Here is a 19,523-nt window from a genome sequence, read left to right as displayed (position 1 = left end):
TGTTCTCCCCCGGATCACGACTCGGGCCGCTTCACGCTCTCCAGGAGCATGTCCAGCCACTCGGCGACCTTGTCCCGGTGCTGGTCGGTGGGCAGCTGGGCCGCCCGCCAGGCGATCCCGCGCACGCCGTGGTCCTGGAGCAGCCGCTCCAGCGGGTCCTCGGCGGCGGCGGCCGCCTCGCGTGCGGCGAGCTTCTGCAGCAGCTCCTGCTCGGTGTGCTGCAGGGCGCCCGCGAGGGCCTCGGGGTCCTCCGCCGTCAGGAAGCCGGCGTGCACCCGGAAGAACCGCTGGATCGCGTCGCAGTGCTCCATCGTGGGACGGCGGTCGCCGTTGATGAGGGCGCCCGCCTGCTGCCGCGACATGCCGGCGCCGTCGGCGATCTCCTGCTGGGTGTACTTGCGGCCGTTGGGCTTGAGCCGGGTGCGGCGCAGCAGGTCCAGGCGCTGCAGAAAGCGGGCCTGGACGTCGGGTTCGCCCGCGGGGCGGCCGCTCAGCAGGGCCTTGACGACGGACTCGGGGACTCCGGAGGCCACGGACAGCCGTCCGGTGTCGAAGACCTCCGCGTGGGGCACGCCGAGCCGGTCGGCGGTCACGGCGACACGGGCGACGACGGCCGACAGCAGCACCGTCGCCGTGGCGCCCGGAACCTCGAAGCCATCCGACACCGACAGGTCTCCTACGTCTCTCACGTCCCTCTCACCGCACGGGCCCACCGCACAGGCGATCGCCGCGAACTGCGTGGAGAGTAGCCGGTCTTTCGAACTCACATCCAGGTCTCGCCACAACTGTGGCCAATTTCAGCCGTCAATGAGCATGGAATGCCACAATAGTTGACACATCATGTACCCGTGGCGGCACCGGCAAGAGGGGTGACCTCCCGATGGCGTCTCAGGCACCCGCCCGGTCTCGCGGGGCAGGGCGAACCAGTCCCAGTGGGGGCAGGCCGCGTACGCCGAGTGGCCCGGATCGAAGTCCGGCAGCAGTCGTACGTCCCCGTCGGCGCCGGTCTGCCACCACTCCGGCCACGCCGCTACGTCCGTCAGCAGACCCGGCGCCGCGACGAAGCCGCTCCCGGAGACCAACTCCTCGCGGGCGAGCAGCAGATGGAGCCCGGGGCGCGGGGCGGCGAGGTCGGCGGTGGCGGGCCGGCGGCCCTCGGCGGCCACCCGGCCGAGCAGGGCCGTCGTCTCGGCGCGCCCAGGGCCGCGGGTCTGCTGCTCATGGCACCCTCCGGTGGCCGGTGACCGGGCGCGGTGCCGCTGCGGGGCCAGGCGCAGGGCGATGAGCCGTGGCGTCGACTTCCGTACGCACCGCTAGGGGTGGGGCTCGGTGCGCTGTCGTTCGACGAGACCGTTGTGACCACCTTCACCTCGGGCCCCGGCGGTGAACATGGTGGCGGCGGTGCTCGTCCTGCTGTCCGTGATCCCGATCTGCGTCGCCCAGCGGCTGTCGGCCGGCACGGCGACCGGCAGGCGGATCTAGACGTCCTTCGTGACCGTGTCCTCAGGCGTCCCGGTCCGGGCGTCCCGGGGCTCGCCGCGTTTGGCGGCCTGGATCTGCTCGTACACATGGGTGCGCAGTTCGGCGAAGCGCGGGGCGACCCGGGTGTGCAACTGGTCGCGTTCCGCGGGGAGATCGACCTTCAGCTGCTCCCGGACGACGGTGGGCGAGGCCGAGAGCACGACCACCCGCTCGCCGAGGTAGACCGCCTCGTCGATGTCGTGGGTGACGAACAGGATGGTGATGCCGCGCTCCCGCCACAGGCCCCGGACGAGGTCCTCCAGATCGGCGCGGGTCTGGGCGTCCACGGCGGCGAACGGCTCGTCCATCAGCAGCACCTGGGGCTCGTAGGCGAGCGCCCGGGCGATCGCGACCCGCTGCTGCATACCACCGGACAGCTGCCACGGATACGCCCCGGCGGCGTCCGCGAGCCCGACCGAAGCCAGCGCGTCGGCCACCAGCTCCCGCCGCCGTTCCTTGGGCAACCCCTTCTGTTTCAAGGGGAGTTCGACGTTCGCACCGACCCGCATCCACGGGAAGAGGCTGCGCCCGTACTCCTGGAACACGAACGCCATCCCGGGCGGCGGCCCGGTCACCCGCCGCCCCTCCAGCAGGACTTCACCGGAGGTCGGGGCGAGCAGTCCGCCCATGCACTTCAGCAGGGTCGTCTTGCCGCAGCCCGACGGGCCCACGAGACAGACGAGTTCACCCGCCCCGACGGTGAACGTCAGGTCGCGCACCGCCTCGACCCGGCGCCCGGACCCCTCGTAGACCTTGCGCAGGCCGGAGACGACCAGAGTTCCGTGCATGGACCGCCCTTTCGTGAGGGGCACTTGGTTCAAGGGGACCGCCGGGTGGCGGCGCGCAGACCGTGGTACCAGCCGAGCACCCGCCGCTCGACCGCCTGGAAGAGGACCGACAGGACGAAGCCCAGCAGACCGAGCAGCAGGATCCCGGTCCACATGTCCGGGAGGGCGAAGCCCCGTTGGAACTGCACGATGGCGAAGCCGAGCCCGTTGCTCGCGGCGAACATCTCGCTGATCACCATCAGGATGATCCCGATGGACAGCGCCTGCCGCAGTCCCGCGAAGATCTGCGGGCTCGCCGACGGCAGGACCACCGAGCGCAGCCGCGCGACGCCCGTGACGCCGTACGACCGGGCCGTCTCGGCCATCACCGGGTCCACCGCCCGTACGCCCTCGACGGTGTTGAGCAGGACGGGCCACACACAGCCGCTCGCGATGACGACCACCTTCATGGTGTCGCCGATCCCCGCGAACAGCATGATCACCGGGACCAGGACCGGTGGCGGCACCGCCCGCAGGAACTCCAGCACCGGCTCGCACACCGCCCGCACCCGCCGGTACGAGCCGATGACCGTGCCCAGCGCGATCCCGACGACGGCCGCCGTGGCGTAGCCGCCGGCGAGCCGCAGCACGCTCGGCCGGACGTCGGCGCGCAGCCGCTCGCCGGTCCACACGTCCGGGAAGGCCTTCAGGATCGTGCGCAGCGGCGGCCAGTACACGTTCGTGCTGCCGTCCGAGGCCAGCCACCACACCGTGACCAGCACGGCCGGCAGCGCGAGGGCGAACAGCAGCCGCAGCAGGACGCGTCTCACACCGCCACCTCCCCGCGCACCGACTGGTGCCAGGCCAGCGCCCGCCGCTCCACCGTGCGGGCGCCCACGTTGATCAGCAGGCCGAGCACACCGGTGACGACGATCAGCGCGTACATCTCGGGCACCGCCTGCGAGGTCTGCGCGACCGCGATCCGGGCGCCCAACCCCGGTGCTCCGATGACCAGTTCGGCGGTGATGGCGAGGATCAGCGCGACGGCCGCGGCGAGGCGGACGCCGGTCATGACGTACGGCAGCGCGGTGGGCCACAGCACGTGCCGTACCCGCGCCCAGGTGCCGAGGCCGTAGGAGCGGGCGGTCTCCTCGGCGACGGGGTCCACGTCCTGGATGCCGTACAGGACCTGGAGGAGGACCTGCCAGAACGCGGCGTAGACGACGAGCAGCAGGACCGAGCGCAGTTCGGTGCCGTACAGCAGGACGGCCAGCGGGATCAGGGCCACGGACGGGATCGGGCGCAGGAACTCGACCGTGGAGGCCGTCGCCTCCCGTAGATACGGCACGACCGAGATCAGCACGCCCGCCGCGATGCCCGCGCCGACCGCGAGGGCGAGGCCCAGCGCCCAGCCGGTGAGGGTGTCGCCGAGCGCCGTCCAGAACGCGGAGTCGGCGAGCTCGTCGCCGAGGGCGCCGGCGATGCGGCTGGTGGGCGGGAAGTAGGCCTCCTTGACCAGACCGAGCCGCGGCACCGCCTCGCCCAGGGCGAGGAAGGCCGCGAGCCCGGCCGCACCGAGTGCGAGGTTCTGGCCCCTCACGGCAGCAGCTGGTCCAGGTCAGGGGTCTTCTTGAACAGCTTGTCCTGCTCGCCCAGCTTCTCCAGCGCCTCGATCGAGGCACGGTCGGCCTCGGCGGGCCACTTCGGCAGCGTGACCTGCGCCAGCACCGACGCCGGGATCTTGGTGTACGTGGTGACGACCTGCCGCACCTCGTCGGGGTGCGCGTCGGCGTAGGCGAGGGACTCGGCGGTGGCCTCCTGGAACTTCTTCACCACCTCGGGGTTCTTCTGCTCGTACTGCGTGGAGGTGAAGTACATGGCGACGGTGAGGTTCGGCGCCACGTCCACCAGCGGGGAGGCGATCTCCACCCCGCCCTGGCTCTTGACGGTCGCGAGCGCCGGTTCGACCACCATCGCCGCGTCGATCTGCCCGCTGTCCAGGGCCGCCGGCATCTGGTCGAAGGCGAGCTCCACGAACTGCACCTCGTCCGGGTCGCCGCCCGCCTTGCGCACCGACGCGCGCACCGCGGTCTCGTTGATGTTCTTCAGGGTGTTGATGGCGACCTTCTTGCCCTCGAGGTCCTTCGCGGACTTGATCGGGCTGTCCTTCTTCACCGTGATCGCCCCGAAGTCCTTGCCCTGCACCCCGGTTGAGGCGATGCCGTTCGAAACGGCCTTCACGGGAACGTCGTTGGACCGGGCGACCATCAGGGAGGTCATATTGCTGAAGCCGAACTGGAACTGGCCGCTGACCACCCCGGGCACGATGGCCGCGCCGCCCTGGGCGGTGGTGATCGACAGCTTCAGGCCGTGCTTCTCGTAGAACCCCTTCTGCACGCCCAGATAGACGGGCGCCACGTCCACGATCGGGATGAGGCCGAGTTTGACGGTCGTGACCCCGCCGGACGACGAACTCCCGCCGGACGAACCGGAGTCGGACGAGCCGCAGGCCGCCGTGGCGAGCAGGAAGGTGCCGGCCGCGAGACCGGCGAACAGACGACGCATGGCTCCCCCTGTGCAGAGACAACGGTGTTCCGACAGGCTGTGCGTGCACCGCACAGTAGTGCTCAATTGGCGTGCAGGGAACGTAGATCGTGCCGTCCGGCGGGGTCAATGGTTTTGGCTGACGAAATTGTTGACAGTCTGCCCGGCCGGTTTCCGGCCGGGCCCGGGCGGGGCTCTCAGAGATCCAGGACGAGCTTCTTCCCCACGCACCGAGACACGCAGATCATCATCGTCTCGCCCGCCTTCCGCTCCTCCTCCGACAACACGGAGTCCCGGTGGTCCGGGGTGCCCTCCAGCACATCCGTCTCGCAGGTGCCGCAGGTGCCCTCGGCGCAGGAGTACAGCACCTCGACCCCGGCGGCGCGCACGGTGTCGAGGACGGACACACCGGGCGCGACGGTCAGCGTACGGCCGCTCTGCGCGAGCTCCACCTCGAACTCGGCGTCCTCGCCCGCCTGTTGCTCCTTGGGCTGGAACCGCTCGAGCCGCAGCGCCCCGGCCGGGCAGCGCGCCTCCACCGCGTCCAGCAGCGGCCCGGGACCGCAGCAGTAGACCAGCGTCCCCTCGGGCAGCGCGTCCAGCACCGGGCCGAGGTCGAGCAGCCCCGTCTCGTCCTGCGGGGCCACCGTCACCCGGTCGCCGTAGCGCGCCAACTCCCCGGTGAACGCCATCGACGCACGGCTGCGGCCGCCGTAGAGCAGGGTCCACTCGGCTCCGGCCGCCTCCGCCGCCGCCACCATCGGCAGGACCGGGGTGATGCCGATACCGCCCGCGATGAAGCGGTACCGGGGTGCCGGGCGCAGGGCGAAGTGGTTGCGGGGGCCGCGCACCCGCACCTTGTCGCCCTGCCCCAGCTGCTCGTGCACATGGGCGGACCCGCCGCGTCCGTCCGGCTCCCGCAGCACCGCGACCCGCCAGGACGTACGGTCCGCCGGATCGCCGCACAGCGAGTACTGGCGCTCGAGACCGGGGCCGAGGACCAGGTCGACGTGGGCGCCGGGCTCCCAGGCGGGGAGCGGCTCGCCGAACGGATGGCGCAGGGTGAGGGCGAGCACCCCGTCCGCGGCGGACTCCCGCCGCTCGACGACGAGTTCGGCCTCGTACACGTCGGTCATGAAGCGTTTCCTCGTGGCTCGTGTCCTTCGGGGTGGCCGAGCATCCACTCCCACATCTCGATCGGGTCCTGGGCGGAGTGCTCGGCGCCGCAGTGACAGGTGCCGTGCAGCACATCGGTGCCCGGCAGCCAGTCGATGCGGTAGATCTCGCCGGTGGGGCTGTTGCTCACAGGACCCGCTCCACCGGCTTGTCGCCCTCCTCGACCAGCCGGGCGAGGATCCGGCGGGCCGCCAGACCGCCGGTGTCGATGTTGATGCTCAGCTCCTGGTAGCCGGCCCGCTCCGAACCCAGCGTCCGCTGCAGGAGGTTGAGGGCGTCGACGTCCTGCATGACCACGGTGTGGTTGTTGCTCCGCAGGAACTCGGTGACCTCGTCGTCGTCCGTCGCCCAGTCCCGCGAGACCATCCAGAAGTCGTACACCTTGCCGTCGGAGGACGGGGTGATGGCGTACGTGATCTCGGTGTGGAAGCCGTTCGGGTCGCTGCCGTCGGCCTCCGGCAGCACGCCCACCGGCGCGATCCGGCTGTGCAGCAGGTACAGACAGGGGGCGTGGTACTCGATGTCCTGCCAGCGGGTGATCCGGCCCTCGATCCCGGTCGAACGGGCGTAGAACGGCGGGCACTCGGCGTCGGCCATGTGCCGGCTGACCCGGACGATGCCCGCGCCCTCGTCGACCTCGGTGGTGATCGGTGTCTCGGCGACCTCGGGGGTGCCGATGTAACCGCCGTGCAGATACGTCTCGTGCGAGAGGTCGAGCAGGTTGTCGACGAGGAGGCCGTAGTCGGCGTCGATGGGCTCCATGCCGCGGACGGTGGTCCAGCCGGGGGAGTCGAGGTGCCGGGCGCGCGGGATCGTCTGCGGGTCGGCGAGCGCCGGGTCGCCGATCCACACCCACACCAGGGCGTCCTGCTCGACGACCGGGTACGACGCGACGCGGGCCGTGCGCGGGATGCGTTTCTGGCCCGGCACGTACACGCAGGTGCCGCTGGTGTCGTACGTGAAGCCGTGGTAGCCGCACACCACCCGGTCGCCGTCGAGCCGGCTGGGCTTCTCGTGCAGCGGGAAGCGGCGGTGCACACAGCGGTCGGCCAGCGCGACCGGGGTCCCCTCCTCCTCGGTCCGGTAGAAGACGAGGGGCTCGCCGAGGATGGTCCGGCCGAGCAGCTCCTCGCGCCCGACCTCGTGGCTGTAGGCGGCGACGTACCACTGGTTCCTGGCAAAAGCGGTGATGTGCGGCATGGCAGTTCCCGTCCCTGTCGGCGGGGCGTCCTCGCCCCGCGTGCCGTGGTTGGAATCAGGGTCGTGAGGCTTGCATCGGCTCGGCAAGACGGCTTCTGCCAGGCGGAAGGACTTCTGTAAAGAGGCTGGTCAGAGCCTTGCTCTGTCAACCCCTGATCGCCAGAGTCGAGTGCCGCGTGGTGCGGCGACTGGGTTCGCGCTCGGGGAGCCGGATACGGCGACGGCGAGTACGACGACTCACAATGTGGCGTTAATCGCCCAATAATGTCCACTTAGTTTCAATTGCGAAACTCCTCTGCCGGAGGATGCTCGGTACAGCGGCAAGAATCGGCATCACTGCAGGTCAACTACTGTTCGTTTGGGAGACCGGCGCCCTCGGGTCGAATCCGGGTCGAATCCGCGCCCTCTGAGGCTGTTGAGCGTGTTGCCGCTGTTCAGGGGTGGTGTGAGGTCGCCTGCTTTCGCCTTGCGGATGAGGGGTGGCGCGGCGAGAGCTGGGGCCGATGAGTCGCTGAGTGGCGGTGGTCGGGTGCCAGGGGCGGGGGCTGACCAGCGGATTCTTCGCTGCTGGTGGCGGTCGCCTTTCGTGATCATGTCCTGCGGAATGTCTTCAGGCGGGACGGCTGATCCGTGACGGCGCGGGATTTGTGGTTCCCGGCCGAAGCCGACCTGCCGAGCGTTTCAGGAGCGTCCGGGAGCCGCGCGGTGGGTGGGTCATGCGGCGGAGGCCCCGCCGCGTTGCGCAGCAGCTGGCGCTGGCTCTCGCAACATCCGGTGCACCCCGAAAATGCCGTTCCTCGGCGCCGACACCAGCACCGCCCGGTCGGCTCGCCGTCGCTAACGCCGACCTGGAAATTTCGGTACCTCAACGAGCTCATGGATGACCGCGCGAGGGTCATTGCGTAGTCTCAAGTAAGTCTTCGGCGACGCCCTGGACAACGCGCTCAGGAAATCCCAGATCGGCCTCTACAAAACCGAGCCGATCAAGCCCCGCAGGCCCTGGCACGGCCTTGCCGACGTCGTTCCACGGCCTCGGAAGGGCGGGGGCTGGTCGGGCTCGCTGTTCAGGCCGTAGCGGGGTCCCCGGCGAGAATCGAGTCGATCTCGGCCAATTCTCCCGGGGTCGGCGCCCACTGCCCGGCGGCCGCGTTGGCGCGAACCTGCTCGGCGCTGCTCGCTCCCGCGATGACCGAGCCGCAGCCGGGCCGCGCGGCGAGCACGCCAACGCCGATCTCGAGGACGCTCCGCCCGTGCACCTCGCCCCAGGCCGCGAGGCGTTCGACCGCGTCCAGGCCGGCCTCGGTCACCCGCTCGGGCCGCGACGCCAGGCGCGAGCCCGCGGGCACGCCCGTGGCACGGCGCACCTTCCCGGTCAGCATGCCGTTGGCGAGCGGGTAGAACGGCAGCACCCCGAGGCCGTAACGCAGTGCCGCAGGCACCACCTCACGCTCCGCCCCGCGTTCGAGCAGGGACCATTCGTTCTGGGCCGACACGAACGGGACGGTTCCGATCTCCCGCGCGACGTGCGCCGCCTCGGCGATCTGCCAGCCAGCGAAGTTGGAGTGCCCGATGTAGCGCACTTTGCCTTCGCGTACCAGCTCACCGAGCGCGACCAGCGTCTCGGCGATCGGTGTGCGCGGGTCGGGGCTGTGCAGTTGGTAGAGGTCGATGTGGTCGGTCTGCAGGCGTCGCAGCGACTCCTCGACCGCGCGCCGCATGTAGGCCCGGCCGCCCTTCGCTCCCGCCGCGGGCCCGTACCCCATGTCCGCCCGCTGATAGCCGAACTTGGTGGCCAGCACGACCTCGTCGCGCCGCCCCTTCAAGGCCTGGCCGAGCAGTGTCTCGGAGCCGCCCCCGTCGCCGTAGATGTCGGCGGTGTCGAAGAGCGTCACTCCGGCGTCGAGTGCTGCGTCGACCACCCCGAGTGTCTGTGCCGCGTCGAGACGTCCGCCGAAGTTATTGCAGCCGAGTCCAACCACGGAGACGAGGAGTCCGCTGTTGCCGAGCGCTCGATATTCCATTGGGCCACTCTACGTTCGGCGCGAAACGACACTGGCCGGCCCCTCACCGGGTCACTGTTCGACCGCTGAGCACGTGCCGGGCCATCAGCCACCCTGTCCATCCGTGTCTTGGTGTACCGCGGTCGAGGGAGGGGCTCACGGTCTTGGCGAAGGACCCCAGGTGCTCGGAGCCGATCACGGCAACGTCCTCCGGCACCCCAAGTCCAACCTCGCCCAGGACGTGCAGGGCTCCGCAGGCCATGAGGTCGGAGCCGACCAGGACGGCGTCCAGCTCCGGATACCGGTCCGGCAGCCGGGCGATGGCGTCTGCCCCGCCGTGCGCTGTGAAGTCACTCTTGGCAACAAGCCCCGACGGGCTGTCCGGTAGAACGTTTTCGGCAATTGCGAAGGCGGTCCGCCGCAGAGCTCTGGTCGAGAGCCGACGATCACGGCGATAGACCCGGCGCCGTCGCTGGAAGAAGACGTGTTCAACAGTGTGCTCAAGGTCGCGTACGTCTGCCGACTCCCCTTCGCCGCTGCGTCGAGGCCCGGAGGGTCGGGATCGCTACCTGAATCGCCGACTTGTGCGAGGCGTGGCGGTTACACAGCGTTCAGTTTCATGGGCCCCGATCGCCTACGAATACGAGTACCGAGCCACCCTCGCCGAGGGACTGACCGCATGGATTCCGTCCAGCAGTGTCAGTTCCCTCTCAAGGTGGGCTGACGGCGCCTGTCTCATGAGCTCGTCGGGCCCCGTGACTGGATCACAGGCCCGCGACGAGGACCCCGGCGTGCTTCTTGTAACGGCGGTTGATCGAGATGAGGTTGGCCACGAGGCCCTCGACCTGGTGGGCGTTGCGCAGTCGGCCGGCGTATACCCCGCGCATGCCGGGGATGCGATCGACCAGGGCCTGCACGAGGTCCGTGTCGGCGCGGTTCTCGCCGAGGACCAGGACGTCGGTCTCGACTGTGTCGATTTCGCGGTCGGTCAGCAGGGTGGCCGAGAGGTGGTGGAACGCGGCCGTGACGCGGGCTTTCGGAAGGAGCGTGGCGGCCTGCTCGGCCGCGCTGCCTTCCTCCGGCCGGAGGGCGTAGGCCCCCTTGGAGTCGAAGCCGAGGGGATTGACGGAGTCGATGACGAGTTTGCCCGCGAGTTCCTCCTGCACCTCCTTGAGCGTTGCGGCGTGTCCTTCCCACGGCACCGTGACGATCACGATGTCGCTGCGCCGGGCGGCTTCGATGTTGGAGTGACCGGTGACACCGAGGCCGATCTGCGCGGCCGACTCCTCGGCGCGCTCGGCCGTTCGGGAGCCGAGCACGACAGGCTGTCCGGCGAGGGCGAGGCGGTAGGCGAGGCCCGTGCCCTGAGGCCCGGTGCCGCCAAGGATGCCGACGGTCAGCTGAGCGACGTCGGGTGCACCGGTGCCGGCCGGCTTCGGCGTGATCGTGGGCGTGTCAGTGAAGCTCATGGGTGTTCCATTCCGAGAGAGGGTGAGGGGACAAGGCGGTTTGTGGGGGAGCCGACGAGATGACGGCGTGGGTATGGGGCCCGACACCGAGTCGGTGGGCGAGCCTGAGATCGTCGGAAGTGTCGACGTCGAGGCGGACGCTCACCGCCTCCAGGTCGGTGATTTCGAGCGCTCCGACTCGTTGGTGACGGCCGCGGGAGCCCTGCTCGAAGGCGGGGTGCAGCCATCGCGGGCGGGACGCGGTGAGCAGCGTGGTTCCCTCACCGTGGTGGTCGGCGAGGAACGTCCGGTCATGTGCGGACGCCGACACCAGGACATCGCCCAGTTCGGTGCTTCGCAGCGCCGGCAGGTCCGCGGTCAGGACCGCGATGGGGCGGTGGGGGGCCAGGGTCTCCGCATGGGAGACCGCGATGCGGATCGCTTCGTTGAGTCCGCGTGAAGGACGGTCGGACACGGCTGCGGCACCTCGTGCGTGTGCCTGGGCGACTGCTTCCCTGTCGTGCGTGACGACGAGCACCTGGGCGACGGCGGTGGTGCGGAGTACGGCCTCCAACGTGTCCAGGAAGAAGGCCCGCGCGAAGTCCTGGCGTGCTGTGCCGGGCCAGGGTGCCAGCCGGCTCTTGGCCTGGTGAAAGGGTTTGACCGGCAGGACGACGGTCCAGTCGAGCGCCATGTCTTTCACTCCGGCTGCGGACCACGTACCGCGGCACTGTCCAGCACGGGCAGCAGCTCCGGCAGGTGCCCGTCCGAGGCCGCCGCCGCGCGCTGTCGCTCCTCCGGCACCTCGCCGTACAGCGTCGTGCGCGGCCGGGAAGGCCGGCCCGCCGCGTCCGCGACGGCCACCAGGTCGCGTACGGACTTGTAGGAGCCGTACGACGAGCCGGCCATCCGCGAGATCGTCTCCTCCATGAGGGTGCCGCCCAGGTCGTTCGCCCCGGACCGGAGCATCTCCGCCGCGCCCTCGGTGCCCAGTTTCACCCAGCTGGTCTGGATGTTGGGGAGGTGGGGGTGCAGGAGGAGGCGGGCCATGGCGGTGACGGCGCGGTTGTCGCGCAGGGTCGGGCCGGGGCGGGAGATTCCCGCGAGGTAGACGGGGGCGTTGGTGTGGATGAAGGGCAGGGTCACGAACTCCGTGAAGCCGCCGGTGCGTTGCTGGATGCCGGCCAGGGTGCGCAGGTGGCCGAGCCAGTGGCGGGGCTGGTCGACGTGGCCGTACATCATGGTCGAGCTGGAGCGGATGCCGACCTCGTGCGCGGTCGTGACGACCTCGATCCAAGTGGCGGTGGGCAGTTTGCCCTTGGTGAGGACCCAGCGGACCTCGTCGTCGAGGATTTCGGCGGCGGTGCCGGGGATGGTGTCGAGTCCCGCCTCCTTGGCGGCGGTCAGCCACTCGCGGATCGAAAGCCCGGTGCGAGTGGCGCCGTTGACGACTTCCATCGGCGAGAAGGCGTGCACATGCATGCCGGGGACGCGCGCCTTGACCGCCTTCGCGATGTCGAAGTACGCCGTGCCGGGCAGGTCCGGGTGGATGCCGCCCTGCATGCAGACCTCCACCGCGCCCACGTCCCAGGCCTGTTGGGCGCGGTCGGCGACCTGTTCCATGGACAGGGTGTAGGCGTCGGCGTCGGTGCGCCGCTGCGCGAAGGCGCAGAACCGGCAGCCGGTGTAGCAGACGTTGGTGAAGTTGATGTTCCGGGTGACGATGTACGTCACGTCGTCGCCGACCGCCGACCTGCGCACGTCGTCCGCGATCCGGGTCAGGGCGTCCAGCGCGGGCCCGTCCGCATGGAACAGGGCGAGCGCCTCGGCGTCGGTCAGCCGGGTCGGGTCGTCGGCGGCCGTGCGCAGCGCCTCGCGCACATCGGTGTCGATGCGCTCGGGCACCATGCCGGGGGCCGCCGCCTCCCGCAGCTCCGCCCAGTCGCCGTACACCTCGTCGAAGTCGTCGCGCCGGTCGGCCGTACGGCCCTCGGTGTCGATGGCGGTGTGCAGGTCGGTGCGGCCGGAGGCCACGAAGGCCTCCTCGGGCTCCTGCCACGGGCGCCCCTCGACCACTGCGTCCGGGAGTGCCAGGCCCGTCTCCGGGTCGGCGAGCGCCCGTACGTGCGGACACAGCCGCGGGTCCAGCCACGGCTCGCCCCGCCGTACGAACTCCGGGTACACGCACAGGCGTTCCCGCAGTTCGAACCCGGCGGCCTCCGAGTGGGCGGCCAGCTCCTCGATCTGCGGCCAGGGGCGCTCGGGGTTGACGTGGTCGATGGTCAGCGGGCTCACGCCGCCCCAGTCGTCGATGCCGGCGGCGATCAGGCGCTCGTACTCGCCGGCGACGAGGTTGGGCGGCGCCTGGATGTTGCCGGAGGGGCCCATGATCAGGCGCGCCACGGCCACCGCCGCCACCAGTTCGTCCAGCTCGGCATCGGGCATGCCGCGCATCGCCGTGTCGGGCTTGGCGCGGAAGTTCTGGATGATCAGCTCCTGCACACCGTGGTACGACCGGGCCACGCGCCGCAGCGCGAACAGGGACTCGGCGCGCTCCTCGTAGGTCTCGCCGATGCCGATGAGGATGCCCGAGGTGAAAGGCACGGAGGAACGGCCGGCATCCTCCAGCACCCGCAGGCGTACGGCGGGTTCCTTGTCCGGGGAGCCGTAGTGCGGCCCGCCGGGCTCGGACCACAGCCGGGTCGCGGTCGTCTCCAGCATCATCCCCATGCTCGGCGCGACCGGTTTGAGCCGTTGGAAGTCGGTCCAGGACATCACCCCGGGGTTGAGGTGGGGCAGCAGGCCGGTCTCCTCCAGGATGCGGATGGAGATGGCGCGGACGTACGCGATCGTGTCGTCGTAGCCGTGCGCGTCGAGCCATTCGCGCGCCTCCGGCCAGCGGTCCTCGGGCTTGTCGCCGAGGGTGATGAGGGCTTCCTTGCAGCCGAGGGCGGCGCCCTTGCGGGCGATGTCGAGGACCTCGTCGGGGGACATGAACATGCCATGACCGGCGCGGCGAAGTTTGCCGGGGACGGTGACGAAGGTGCAGTAGTGGCACTTGTCCCGGCACAGCCGGGTCAGGGGGATGAAGACACTCTTGGAGTAGGTGATGACGCCGGGGCGCCCCGCCTGTTCGAGGCCGGCGTCCCGTACCCGGGCGGCGGACGCGGTGAGGTCGGTGAGGGCCTCGCCGCGAGCCTGGAGCAGGACGGCGGCCTCGGCGACGTCGAGAGCGACGCCGTCCCTGGCGCGTTTGAGGGCGCGACGCATGGAGTTGTCAGTCGGGCCCAGGAGTGGGCCTTCAGCTGTCCTCGCTCGTGAAGCCATGAGTTCCTCGCTCATCCGCAGTTCACTTCTCGATCTCGCCCGCAGATCAGCGGTCGTGCCGTTCGGGTCGCGGTGGTGGTGTCGGTCGGCGGATCCTCGTCGTGCCATCGGTGACGGCAGCCCGCAGCGGCACGCCGACCAGGAACGCGGAGAGGCCGGTTCCCGATCGGCGGCGGTGTTCAGGCGCAGGCTGGTACGACACGGCCTGCGCATCGGCGTCCGCCGCCGACGGCACCGTCGAATCAGGTGGAAAACCAGGCGGTGACCTTCAGCTCTTCGCCCTTCCGGCCGGGTTCACCAGGGGCATGACGCTGTTCCCGTAGGAGGCCAAGGTGGCGTCCTTGGCGTCGTGCTGCAGGTAGAGCGCGAACTGATCGACGCCCAGCTCTTCGAGCTCCCGCAGCCGCCGGATGTGCTCCTCGGGCGGACCGACGAGACAGAAGCGGTCGACGATCTCGTCGGGCACGAAGCTGGTGTGGTCGTTGCCGGCCTTGCCGTGGGAGTTGTAGTCGTAACTCTCCCGGCCCGCGATGTAGTCGCTGAGCGCCTTCGGAATCGCGGCGCCTTCGTTGCCGTAGCGAGCGACGAGGTCGGCCACGTGGTTGCCGACCATTCCGCCGAACCAACGGCACTGCTCGCGTGCGTGAGCGAGACCAGCCTCCGATCCGTCGGTGACGTACGCGGGCGCTGCGACGCAGATCTTGACCGACTGCGGGTCGCGGCCGGCGTCGGCCGCCGCCTTGCGGACGGCGGCGATGGACCACTCGGCGATCGTCGGGTCGGCGAGCTGGAGAATGAAACCGTCGCCGACCTCACCGGTCAGAGCGAGGGCTTTCGGGCCGTAGGCGGCCACCCAGACCGGGAGTTGGGAGCCGTGCGACCAGGGGAAGCGCAGCTTGTTGCCCTTGTAGTCGATCTCCTCGCCGTTGGCGAGACTGCGGATCACCCCGATCGAGTCGCGCAGCGTCTTCAGCGTCACGGGAGCGCCGTTGATCACGCGTACGGCCGAGTCGCCGCGGCCGATGCCGCAGACCGTCCGGTTGCCGAACATGTCGTTGAGCGTCGCGAAGAGCGACGCCGTCACGGTCCAGTCGCGGGTCGCGGGGTTGGTGACCATGGTGCCCACGGTCAGCCGGTGCGTGTTCGCCAGAATCTGACTGAACACCACGTACGGCTCCTGCCACAGCAGGTGCGAGTCGAACGTCCACGCGTGGGTGAAACCGTAGGTCTCGGCTCGTTTGGCCAGATCGACGACGCGCCAGGCGGGCGGATCGTTCTGCAGTACGACTCCGAATTGCATGTGATTTCCTCAGATCAGGTTCTGCGAGAGTTCGCGCTTGACGAAACGGCCGTGTGATTTCGTCCCGACGTAGCCCGATTCATCCACGATCACTCGGCCGCGGGACAGCACCACGTCCACGTGCCCGTCGATCTCGAAGCCCTCCCACGCCGAGTAGTCGATGTTCATGTGGTGGGTTTCGACCGAGATGGAGGTGTGGCCGTTCGGGTCGTAGACGACGATGTCGGCGTCGGCGCCGGGGGCTATGACGCCCTTTTTTCCGTACAGTCCGAACATCCGCGCCGGGGTGGTGCAGCAGACGTCGACCCAGCGTTCCTTGCTGATCCGGCCGTCCTTGACGCCCTGGAACAGCAGGTCCATGCGGTGCTCGACCGAGCCCATGCCGTTGGGGATCCTGGCGAAGTCGCCGGCCCCGAGAACCTTCTGGTCCTTCATGCAGAACGGGCAGTGGTCGGTGCTCACGGTCGTGACGTCACCGGTGCGGATGTACTTCCACAGCTCGTCCTGATGGCCTTCGGCGCGCGAACGCAGCGGCGTCGAACAGACCCATTTCGCGCCCTCGAGCTCGCCCCACTGTTCGCTCACCGCGCCGAGCTGCTCCTCCAGGGAGAGGTAGAGGTACTGCGGGCAGGTCTCGCCGAAGACGTTCTGGCCCAAGTTGCGGGCCTCGGCGATGCGGGCGAGCGCCTGCTTCGCGCTGACGTGCACCACGTACAGCGGCGCGCCGGTCATGTCGGCGAGCATGATCGCCCGGTGCGTGGCCTCCTGTTCGGCCTGCCAGGGACGGGTGACACCGTGGTGGTACGGCCCGGTCTCGCCGCGCTCGAGTGCCTGCTGCACGAGGACGTCGATGGCTGAGCCGTTCTCGGCGTGCATCATGATCAGGCTGCCGTTGCGGGCCGCCGTCTGCATCGCCTGCAGGATCTGCCCGTCGCTGGACAGGAACACGCCGGGGTAGGCCATGAACAGCTTGAAGCTGGTGATGCCCTCGCCGACCAGTTCGTCGATGGCCTTGAGTGACTCGGCGTTGACCTCCCCGATGATCTGGTGGAAGCCGTAGTCGACGGCGCTGTTGCCGCTCGCCTTCTCGTGCCAGAGCGCGACCTGGTCCTGCACCCGCTGGCCGTGGGCCTGCACGACGAAGTCGATGATCGTCGTGGTGCCGCCCCAGGCCGCCGCGCGTGTGCCCGTCTCGAAGGTGTCGGAGGCCTGCGTGCCGCCAAAGGGCATCTCCATGTGGGTGTGCGCGTCGATGCCGCCCGGGATGACGTACTTGCCGGTGGCGTCGATGCTCATGTCGGGCCGCAGGTCGGGCAGCGCGCCCGGGGCCAGGACTGCGGCGATCGTCTCGCCGTCGATCAGGACGTCGGCCCGGGTCGAGCCGGTGGCCGAGACGACCGTTCCGCCCGTGATCATCGTCGTGGTCATCGTGTGGCTCCGCTCATGGTCCCGTTGTCTCGTGGGCAGTGCGGTCGGCCGTATGGCGGCCGGCACCGGTCTGTCGCGGTGCTCACGGCTGGGTCGTCCGGGTGTAGGACTCGGGGCGCCGGTCGCGGTAGAACTGCCAGTCGTTGCGGACCGCGGTGATGGCGCCGAGGTCGAGGTCGCGGATGACGATCTCCTCCTCGTCCTTGGAGGCGATGTCGCCGACGAAGTTGCCGCGCGGGTCGACGAAGTACGACGAGCCGTAGAAGTGCGGGGCGTCCGGGCCGAACTCGTCGACCTCCTGGCCGATACGGTTGCTCGCCGCGACGAAGTACTGGTTCGCCGCGGCGGCCGCCGGCTGCTCGATCTCCCACAGCCGGTTCGACAGGCCGGGCTTGGTGGCCGAGGGGTTGAACACGATCTGCGCGTTGTTCAGACCGAACTCGCGCCAGCCCTCGGGGAAGTGACGGTCGTAGCAGATGTAGACACCGACGCGCCCGACCGCGGTGTCGAAGACGGGGTAGCCGAGGTTCCCGGGGCGGAAGTAGAACTTCTCCTGGAACGACGGCAGGTGCGGGATGTGGTGCTTGCGGTACGTGCCGAGCAGGGTGCCGTCGGCGTCGATGACCGCGGCGGTGTTGTAGTACTCGCCCTCGTTCGCGACCTCGTAGATCGGCAGCACGATCACCAGGTTCAGCTCCCTGGCCAGCGCCTGGAACCGCTCGGTGGTCGGGCCGGGGACCGACTCGACGTACTCGTAGTACTTCTGGTCCTGCACCGCACCGAAGTACGGCCCGTAGAACAGCTCCTGGAAGCCGATGATCTGCGCGCCCTGGGCGGCCGCCTCCCGGGCGAGCTCCTCGTGGCGAACGATCATGGATTCCTTGTCGCCGGTCCAGGCGACCTGCGTGATGGCGGCACGGACGATACTCATGTGATCTGTCTCCTGACAGCGGATGGGGGGATGTCGCCTCGGCCGCGTTGCCGGGCGCGGATACGTACTAGGAGGCGGTGACGCGTTCGATCACCACGGACGACGGCTGGTGGTGCTCTCCGAACACCACGCTGCCGTCCAGCGCGGCGAGGGCCGCGGGGATCCGGGCGGCGTCGTCGGTGTGCAGGTCGAACAACGGCTGGCCGGCCCGGACACGGTCGCCGGGGCGGGCATGCCACACCACACCCGCGCCCGGAGACACGGGGTCTTCCTTGCGGGCCCGGCCGGCGCCCAGTCGCCAGGCCGCGATGCCGACGGCGTAGGCGTCGAGGCGCTCGACGACACCGTCGCGGTCGGCGGTGACGGTGTGCACCTCGTTCGCGCGTGGCAGCTTGGCATCGGGGTCGCCGCCCTGCGCGCGGATCATGGAGCGCCAGGTGTCCATCGCCTTGCCGTTGGCGAGGTGGTCGGCCGGGTCGATGCCGGTGATTCCGGCCTGGTTCAGCATCTCGCGGGCCAGGGCGAGGGTGAGCTCCACGACGTCGGCGGGGCCGCCGCCCGCGAGCACCTCGACGGACTCCGCGACTTCGAGAGCGTTGCCGGCCGTGTAGCCCAAAGGGGTCGACATGTCGGTCAGCAACGCGATCGTCTCGACGCCGTGCGCCTGGCCGAGCTCCACCATGGTCTTGGCCAGCAGGCGTGCCTGGTCGGTGTCCTTCATGAACGCGCCGGTACCGGTCTTGACGTCCAGTACGAGCGCGCCGCAGCCTTCGGCGATCTTCTTGCTCATGATGGAACTGGCGATCAGCGGGATGGACTGCACCGTCCCGGTGACGTCCCGCAGCGCGTAGAGCTTGCGGTCGGCGGGCACCAGCTCGGAGCTGGCGGCGCAAATGACGGCGCCCACGTCGTTGAGCTGTCCGATGAGTTCGTCGTTGCTCAGGGTGGCGCGCCAGCCGGGGATGGACTCGAGCTTGTCCAGGGTGCCGCCGGTGTGCCCGAGCCCGCGGCCGGAGAGCTGTGGGACCGCGGCACCGCACGCCGCGACCAGCGGGGCGAGCGGCAGGGTGATCTTGTCGCCGACCCCGCCCGTGGAGTGCTTGTCGACCGTCTTCCGTTCGACCGCGCCGAGGTCCAGCCGCGCGCCGCTGTCGATCATCGCCCCGGTCCAGGCCGCCAGCTCATCGGTGTTCAGCCCGTTCAGGAGCACGGCCATGGCCAGGGCGGACATCTGCTCCTCGGCGATTGCTCCCTTGGTGTAGGCGTCGATCACCCAGGTGATCTGCTCGGTGCTGAGCGGGGATCCGTCGCGTTTGGCGCAGATCACATCGACTGCGTCAAAGGTTCCTGTCACGGCTCGTTTCCTGTCTGTTCCGATGGTGGCGCTTGGCTGCTGCTGCGCGATCAGTGACTCCCTGTGCCGACGAAGCCGATGACCTGACTGATCCTTCCGGCCGGTATCAGCCGTGTCTTGAATTTCTCCGTCGTGCATGCGGCCGCAAAAATGACCGGGACTCATGAGGATAGGGACGCATTCCCCGCCGACGGGTCCATGAAATGGCGGCATGAATATCGCCTTGAGGCGGATGTCGCCGACGGATTTCCCGCGGGGCGGGAACAGGCCAGATTCGATAAATGGCCGCGTATGAGGGGGTAACGTACTGGCGGCGCGAGGGGCCGTCAAGGCCCCCAAGTAACGTTCTCGTTACCGGCGACGCAAAGTCCGCGATGATCCCCGGCAGACGTACCGGATGCCCGGTGTGCCCCTGTTTGCTACCTGTGAGCCCAGGCAGGTTGTACGCTCAGTTGTCAGACAACAAGTCGGAGGCGGAGAGGTGTATGTCCGTGTTTGAGGCTATGAGCGACCTCCCAAGATCGCCT

General features: G+C 69.5%; 17 protein-coding genes and 3 pseudogenes. 2 read left to right on the top strand and 18 right to left on the bottom strand.

What is annotated here, in order from left to right; translation table 11 throughout:
- Positions 1–14: 14 nt before the first annotated feature.
- The gene (locus ABZ464_RS46990) at positions 15–665 is read right to left on the bottom strand and encodes a helix-turn-helix transcriptional regulator (protein WP_067251940.1); all 651 of its coding nucleotides are present in this window, start codon (positions 663–665) and stop codon (positions 15–17) included.
- A gap of 234 nt (positions 666–899) precedes the next feature.
- Positions 900–1,196 (bottom strand): annotated as a pseudogene (locus ABZ464_RS46985) (hypothetical protein); the annotation flags it as partial.
- A gap of 135 nt (positions 1,197–1,331) precedes the next feature.
- Between ABZ464_RS46985 and ABZ464_RS46980 the strand changes: the two are divergent.
- Positions 1,332–1,482, top strand: a pseudogene (locus ABZ464_RS46980) (ABC transporter permease); the annotation flags it as partial.
- Here ABZ464_RS46980 and ABZ464_RS46975 read toward each other — a convergent pair.
- The 7 genes from ABZ464_RS46975 to ABZ464_RS46945 form a co-directional block, all read right to left on the bottom strand.
- A complete protein-coding gene (locus ABZ464_RS46975) occupies positions 1,479–2,309 on the bottom strand; it encodes an ABC transporter ATP-binding protein (protein ID WP_359288115.1) in 831 nt (276 codons plus the stop codon). The pseudogene ABZ464_RS46980 and the gene ABZ464_RS46975 sit on opposite strands and share 4 nt — an antisense overlap.
- Before the next feature lie 29 nt (positions 2,310–2,338).
- Positions 2,339–3,118: an ABC transporter permease subunit gene (locus ABZ464_RS46970; protein ID WP_359288113.1), complete on the bottom strand. Its 780-nt coding sequence runs from the start codon at positions 3,116–3,118 to the stop codon at positions 2,339–2,341.
- On the bottom strand, positions 3,115–3,888 hold the full coding sequence (locus tag ABZ464_RS46965) for an ABC transporter permease (protein ID WP_359288110.1): 774 nt from the start codon (positions 3,886–3,888) through the stop codon (positions 3,115–3,117). Before ABZ464_RS46965 ends, ABZ464_RS46970 begins: the two co-directional genes overlap by 4 nt.
- Entirely contained in the window at positions 3,885–4,853 is a 969-nt protein-coding gene (locus ABZ464_RS46960; RefSeq protein ID WP_359288108.1) for an ABC transporter substrate-binding protein, read from the bottom strand. Before ABZ464_RS46960 ends, ABZ464_RS46965 begins: the two co-directional genes overlap by 4 nt.
- A gap of 176 nt (positions 4,854–5,029) precedes the next feature.
- The gene (locus tag ABZ464_RS46955; protein WP_359288106.1) at positions 5,030–5,968 is read right to left on the bottom strand and encodes a PDR/VanB family oxidoreductase; all 939 of its coding nucleotides are present in this window, start codon (positions 5,966–5,968) and stop codon (positions 5,030–5,032) included.
- A complete protein-coding gene (locus ABZ464_RS46950; protein ID WP_359288104.1) occupies positions 5,965–6,138 on the bottom strand; it encodes a hypothetical protein in 174 nt (57 codons plus the stop codon). Before ABZ464_RS46950 ends, ABZ464_RS46955 begins: the two co-directional genes overlap by 4 nt.
- Positions 6,135–7,208 (bottom strand): aromatic ring-hydroxylating dioxygenase subunit alpha, encoded by a 1,074-nt coding sequence (locus ABZ464_RS46945; protein ID WP_359288102.1) that lies wholly within the window; start codon positions 7,206–7,208, stop codon positions 6,135–6,137. The genes ABZ464_RS46950 and ABZ464_RS46945 overlap by 4 nt, the downstream gene beginning before the upstream one ends.
- An 892-nt stretch (positions 7,209–8,100) precedes the next feature.
- On the opposite strand from ABZ464_RS46945, the pseudogene ABZ464_RS46940 reads away from it, so the two are divergent.
- A pseudogene (locus tag ABZ464_RS46940) lies at positions 8,101–8,229 on the top strand (IS3 family transposase); the annotation flags it as partial.
- A 43-nt stretch (positions 8,230–8,272) separates the two neighbouring features.
- Here ABZ464_RS46940 and ABZ464_RS46935 read toward each other — a convergent pair.
- The 9 genes from ABZ464_RS46935 to ABZ464_RS46895 form a co-directional block, all read right to left on the bottom strand.
- Positions 8,273–9,229: an aldo/keto reductase gene (locus tag ABZ464_RS46935; protein WP_359288100.1), complete on the bottom strand. Its 957-nt coding sequence runs from the start codon at positions 9,227–9,229 to the stop codon at positions 8,273–8,275.
- 43 nt (positions 9,230–9,272) lie between these two features.
- Entirely contained in the window at positions 9,273–9,632 is a 360-nt protein-coding gene (locus ABZ464_RS46930; protein WP_359288132.1) for a substrate-binding domain-containing protein, read from the bottom strand.
- 340 nt (positions 9,633–9,972) lie between these two features.
- Positions 9,973–10,677 carry an NADPH-dependent F420 reductase gene (gene npdG / locus ABZ464_RS46925; protein WP_359288098.1) on the bottom strand — a complete coding sequence of 235 codons (705 nt, stop codon included), beginning with the start codon at positions 10,675–10,677 and terminating at the stop codon, positions 9,973–9,975.
- Positions 10,664–11,350: a 2-phospho-L-lactate guanylyltransferase gene (gene cofC / locus ABZ464_RS46920; protein WP_359288096.1), complete on the bottom strand. Its 687-nt coding sequence runs from the start codon at positions 11,348–11,350 to the stop codon at positions 10,664–10,666. The genes npdG and cofC overlap by 14 nt, the downstream gene beginning before the upstream one ends.
- Positions 11,351–11,355: 5 nt before the next feature.
- A complete protein-coding gene (locus tag ABZ464_RS46915; protein ID WP_359288129.1) occupies positions 11,356–13,983 on the bottom strand; it encodes a bifunctional FO biosynthesis protein CofGH in 2,628 nt (875 codons plus the stop codon).
- A 268-nt stretch (positions 13,984–14,251) separates the two neighbouring features.
- Entirely contained in the window at positions 14,252–15,283 is a 1,032-nt protein-coding gene (locus ABZ464_RS46910; RefSeq protein WP_359288094.1) for a TIGR03842 family LLM class F420-dependent oxidoreductase, read from the bottom strand.
- A 9-nt stretch (positions 15,284–15,292) separates the two neighbouring features.
- Positions 15,293–16,711, bottom strand: coding sequence for a dihydropyrimidinase (gene hydA / locus ABZ464_RS46905; protein ID WP_359288092.1), 1,419 nt, complete (start codon positions 16,709–16,711; stop codon positions 15,293–15,295).
- 82 nt (positions 16,712–16,793) lie between these two features.
- Positions 16,794–17,642, bottom strand: coding sequence for a nitrilase-related carbon-nitrogen hydrolase (locus ABZ464_RS46900; RefSeq protein ID WP_359288090.1), 849 nt, complete (start codon positions 17,640–17,642; stop codon positions 16,794–16,796).
- 67 nt (positions 17,643–17,709) lie between these two features.
- Positions 17,710–18,996: a thymidine phosphorylase gene (locus tag ABZ464_RS46895; protein ID WP_359288088.1), complete on the bottom strand. Its 1,287-nt coding sequence runs from the start codon at positions 18,994–18,996 to the stop codon at positions 17,710–17,712.
- Between the last annotated feature and the right edge of the window lie 527 nt (positions 18,997–19,523).

This window comes from Streptomyces sp. NPDC005820 (genome assembly GCF_040630255.1).
Lineage (GTDB): Bacteria > Actinomycetota > Actinomycetes > Streptomycetales > Streptomycetaceae > Streptomyces.
This window is presented reverse-complemented; position numbering and strand designations above follow the sequence as displayed.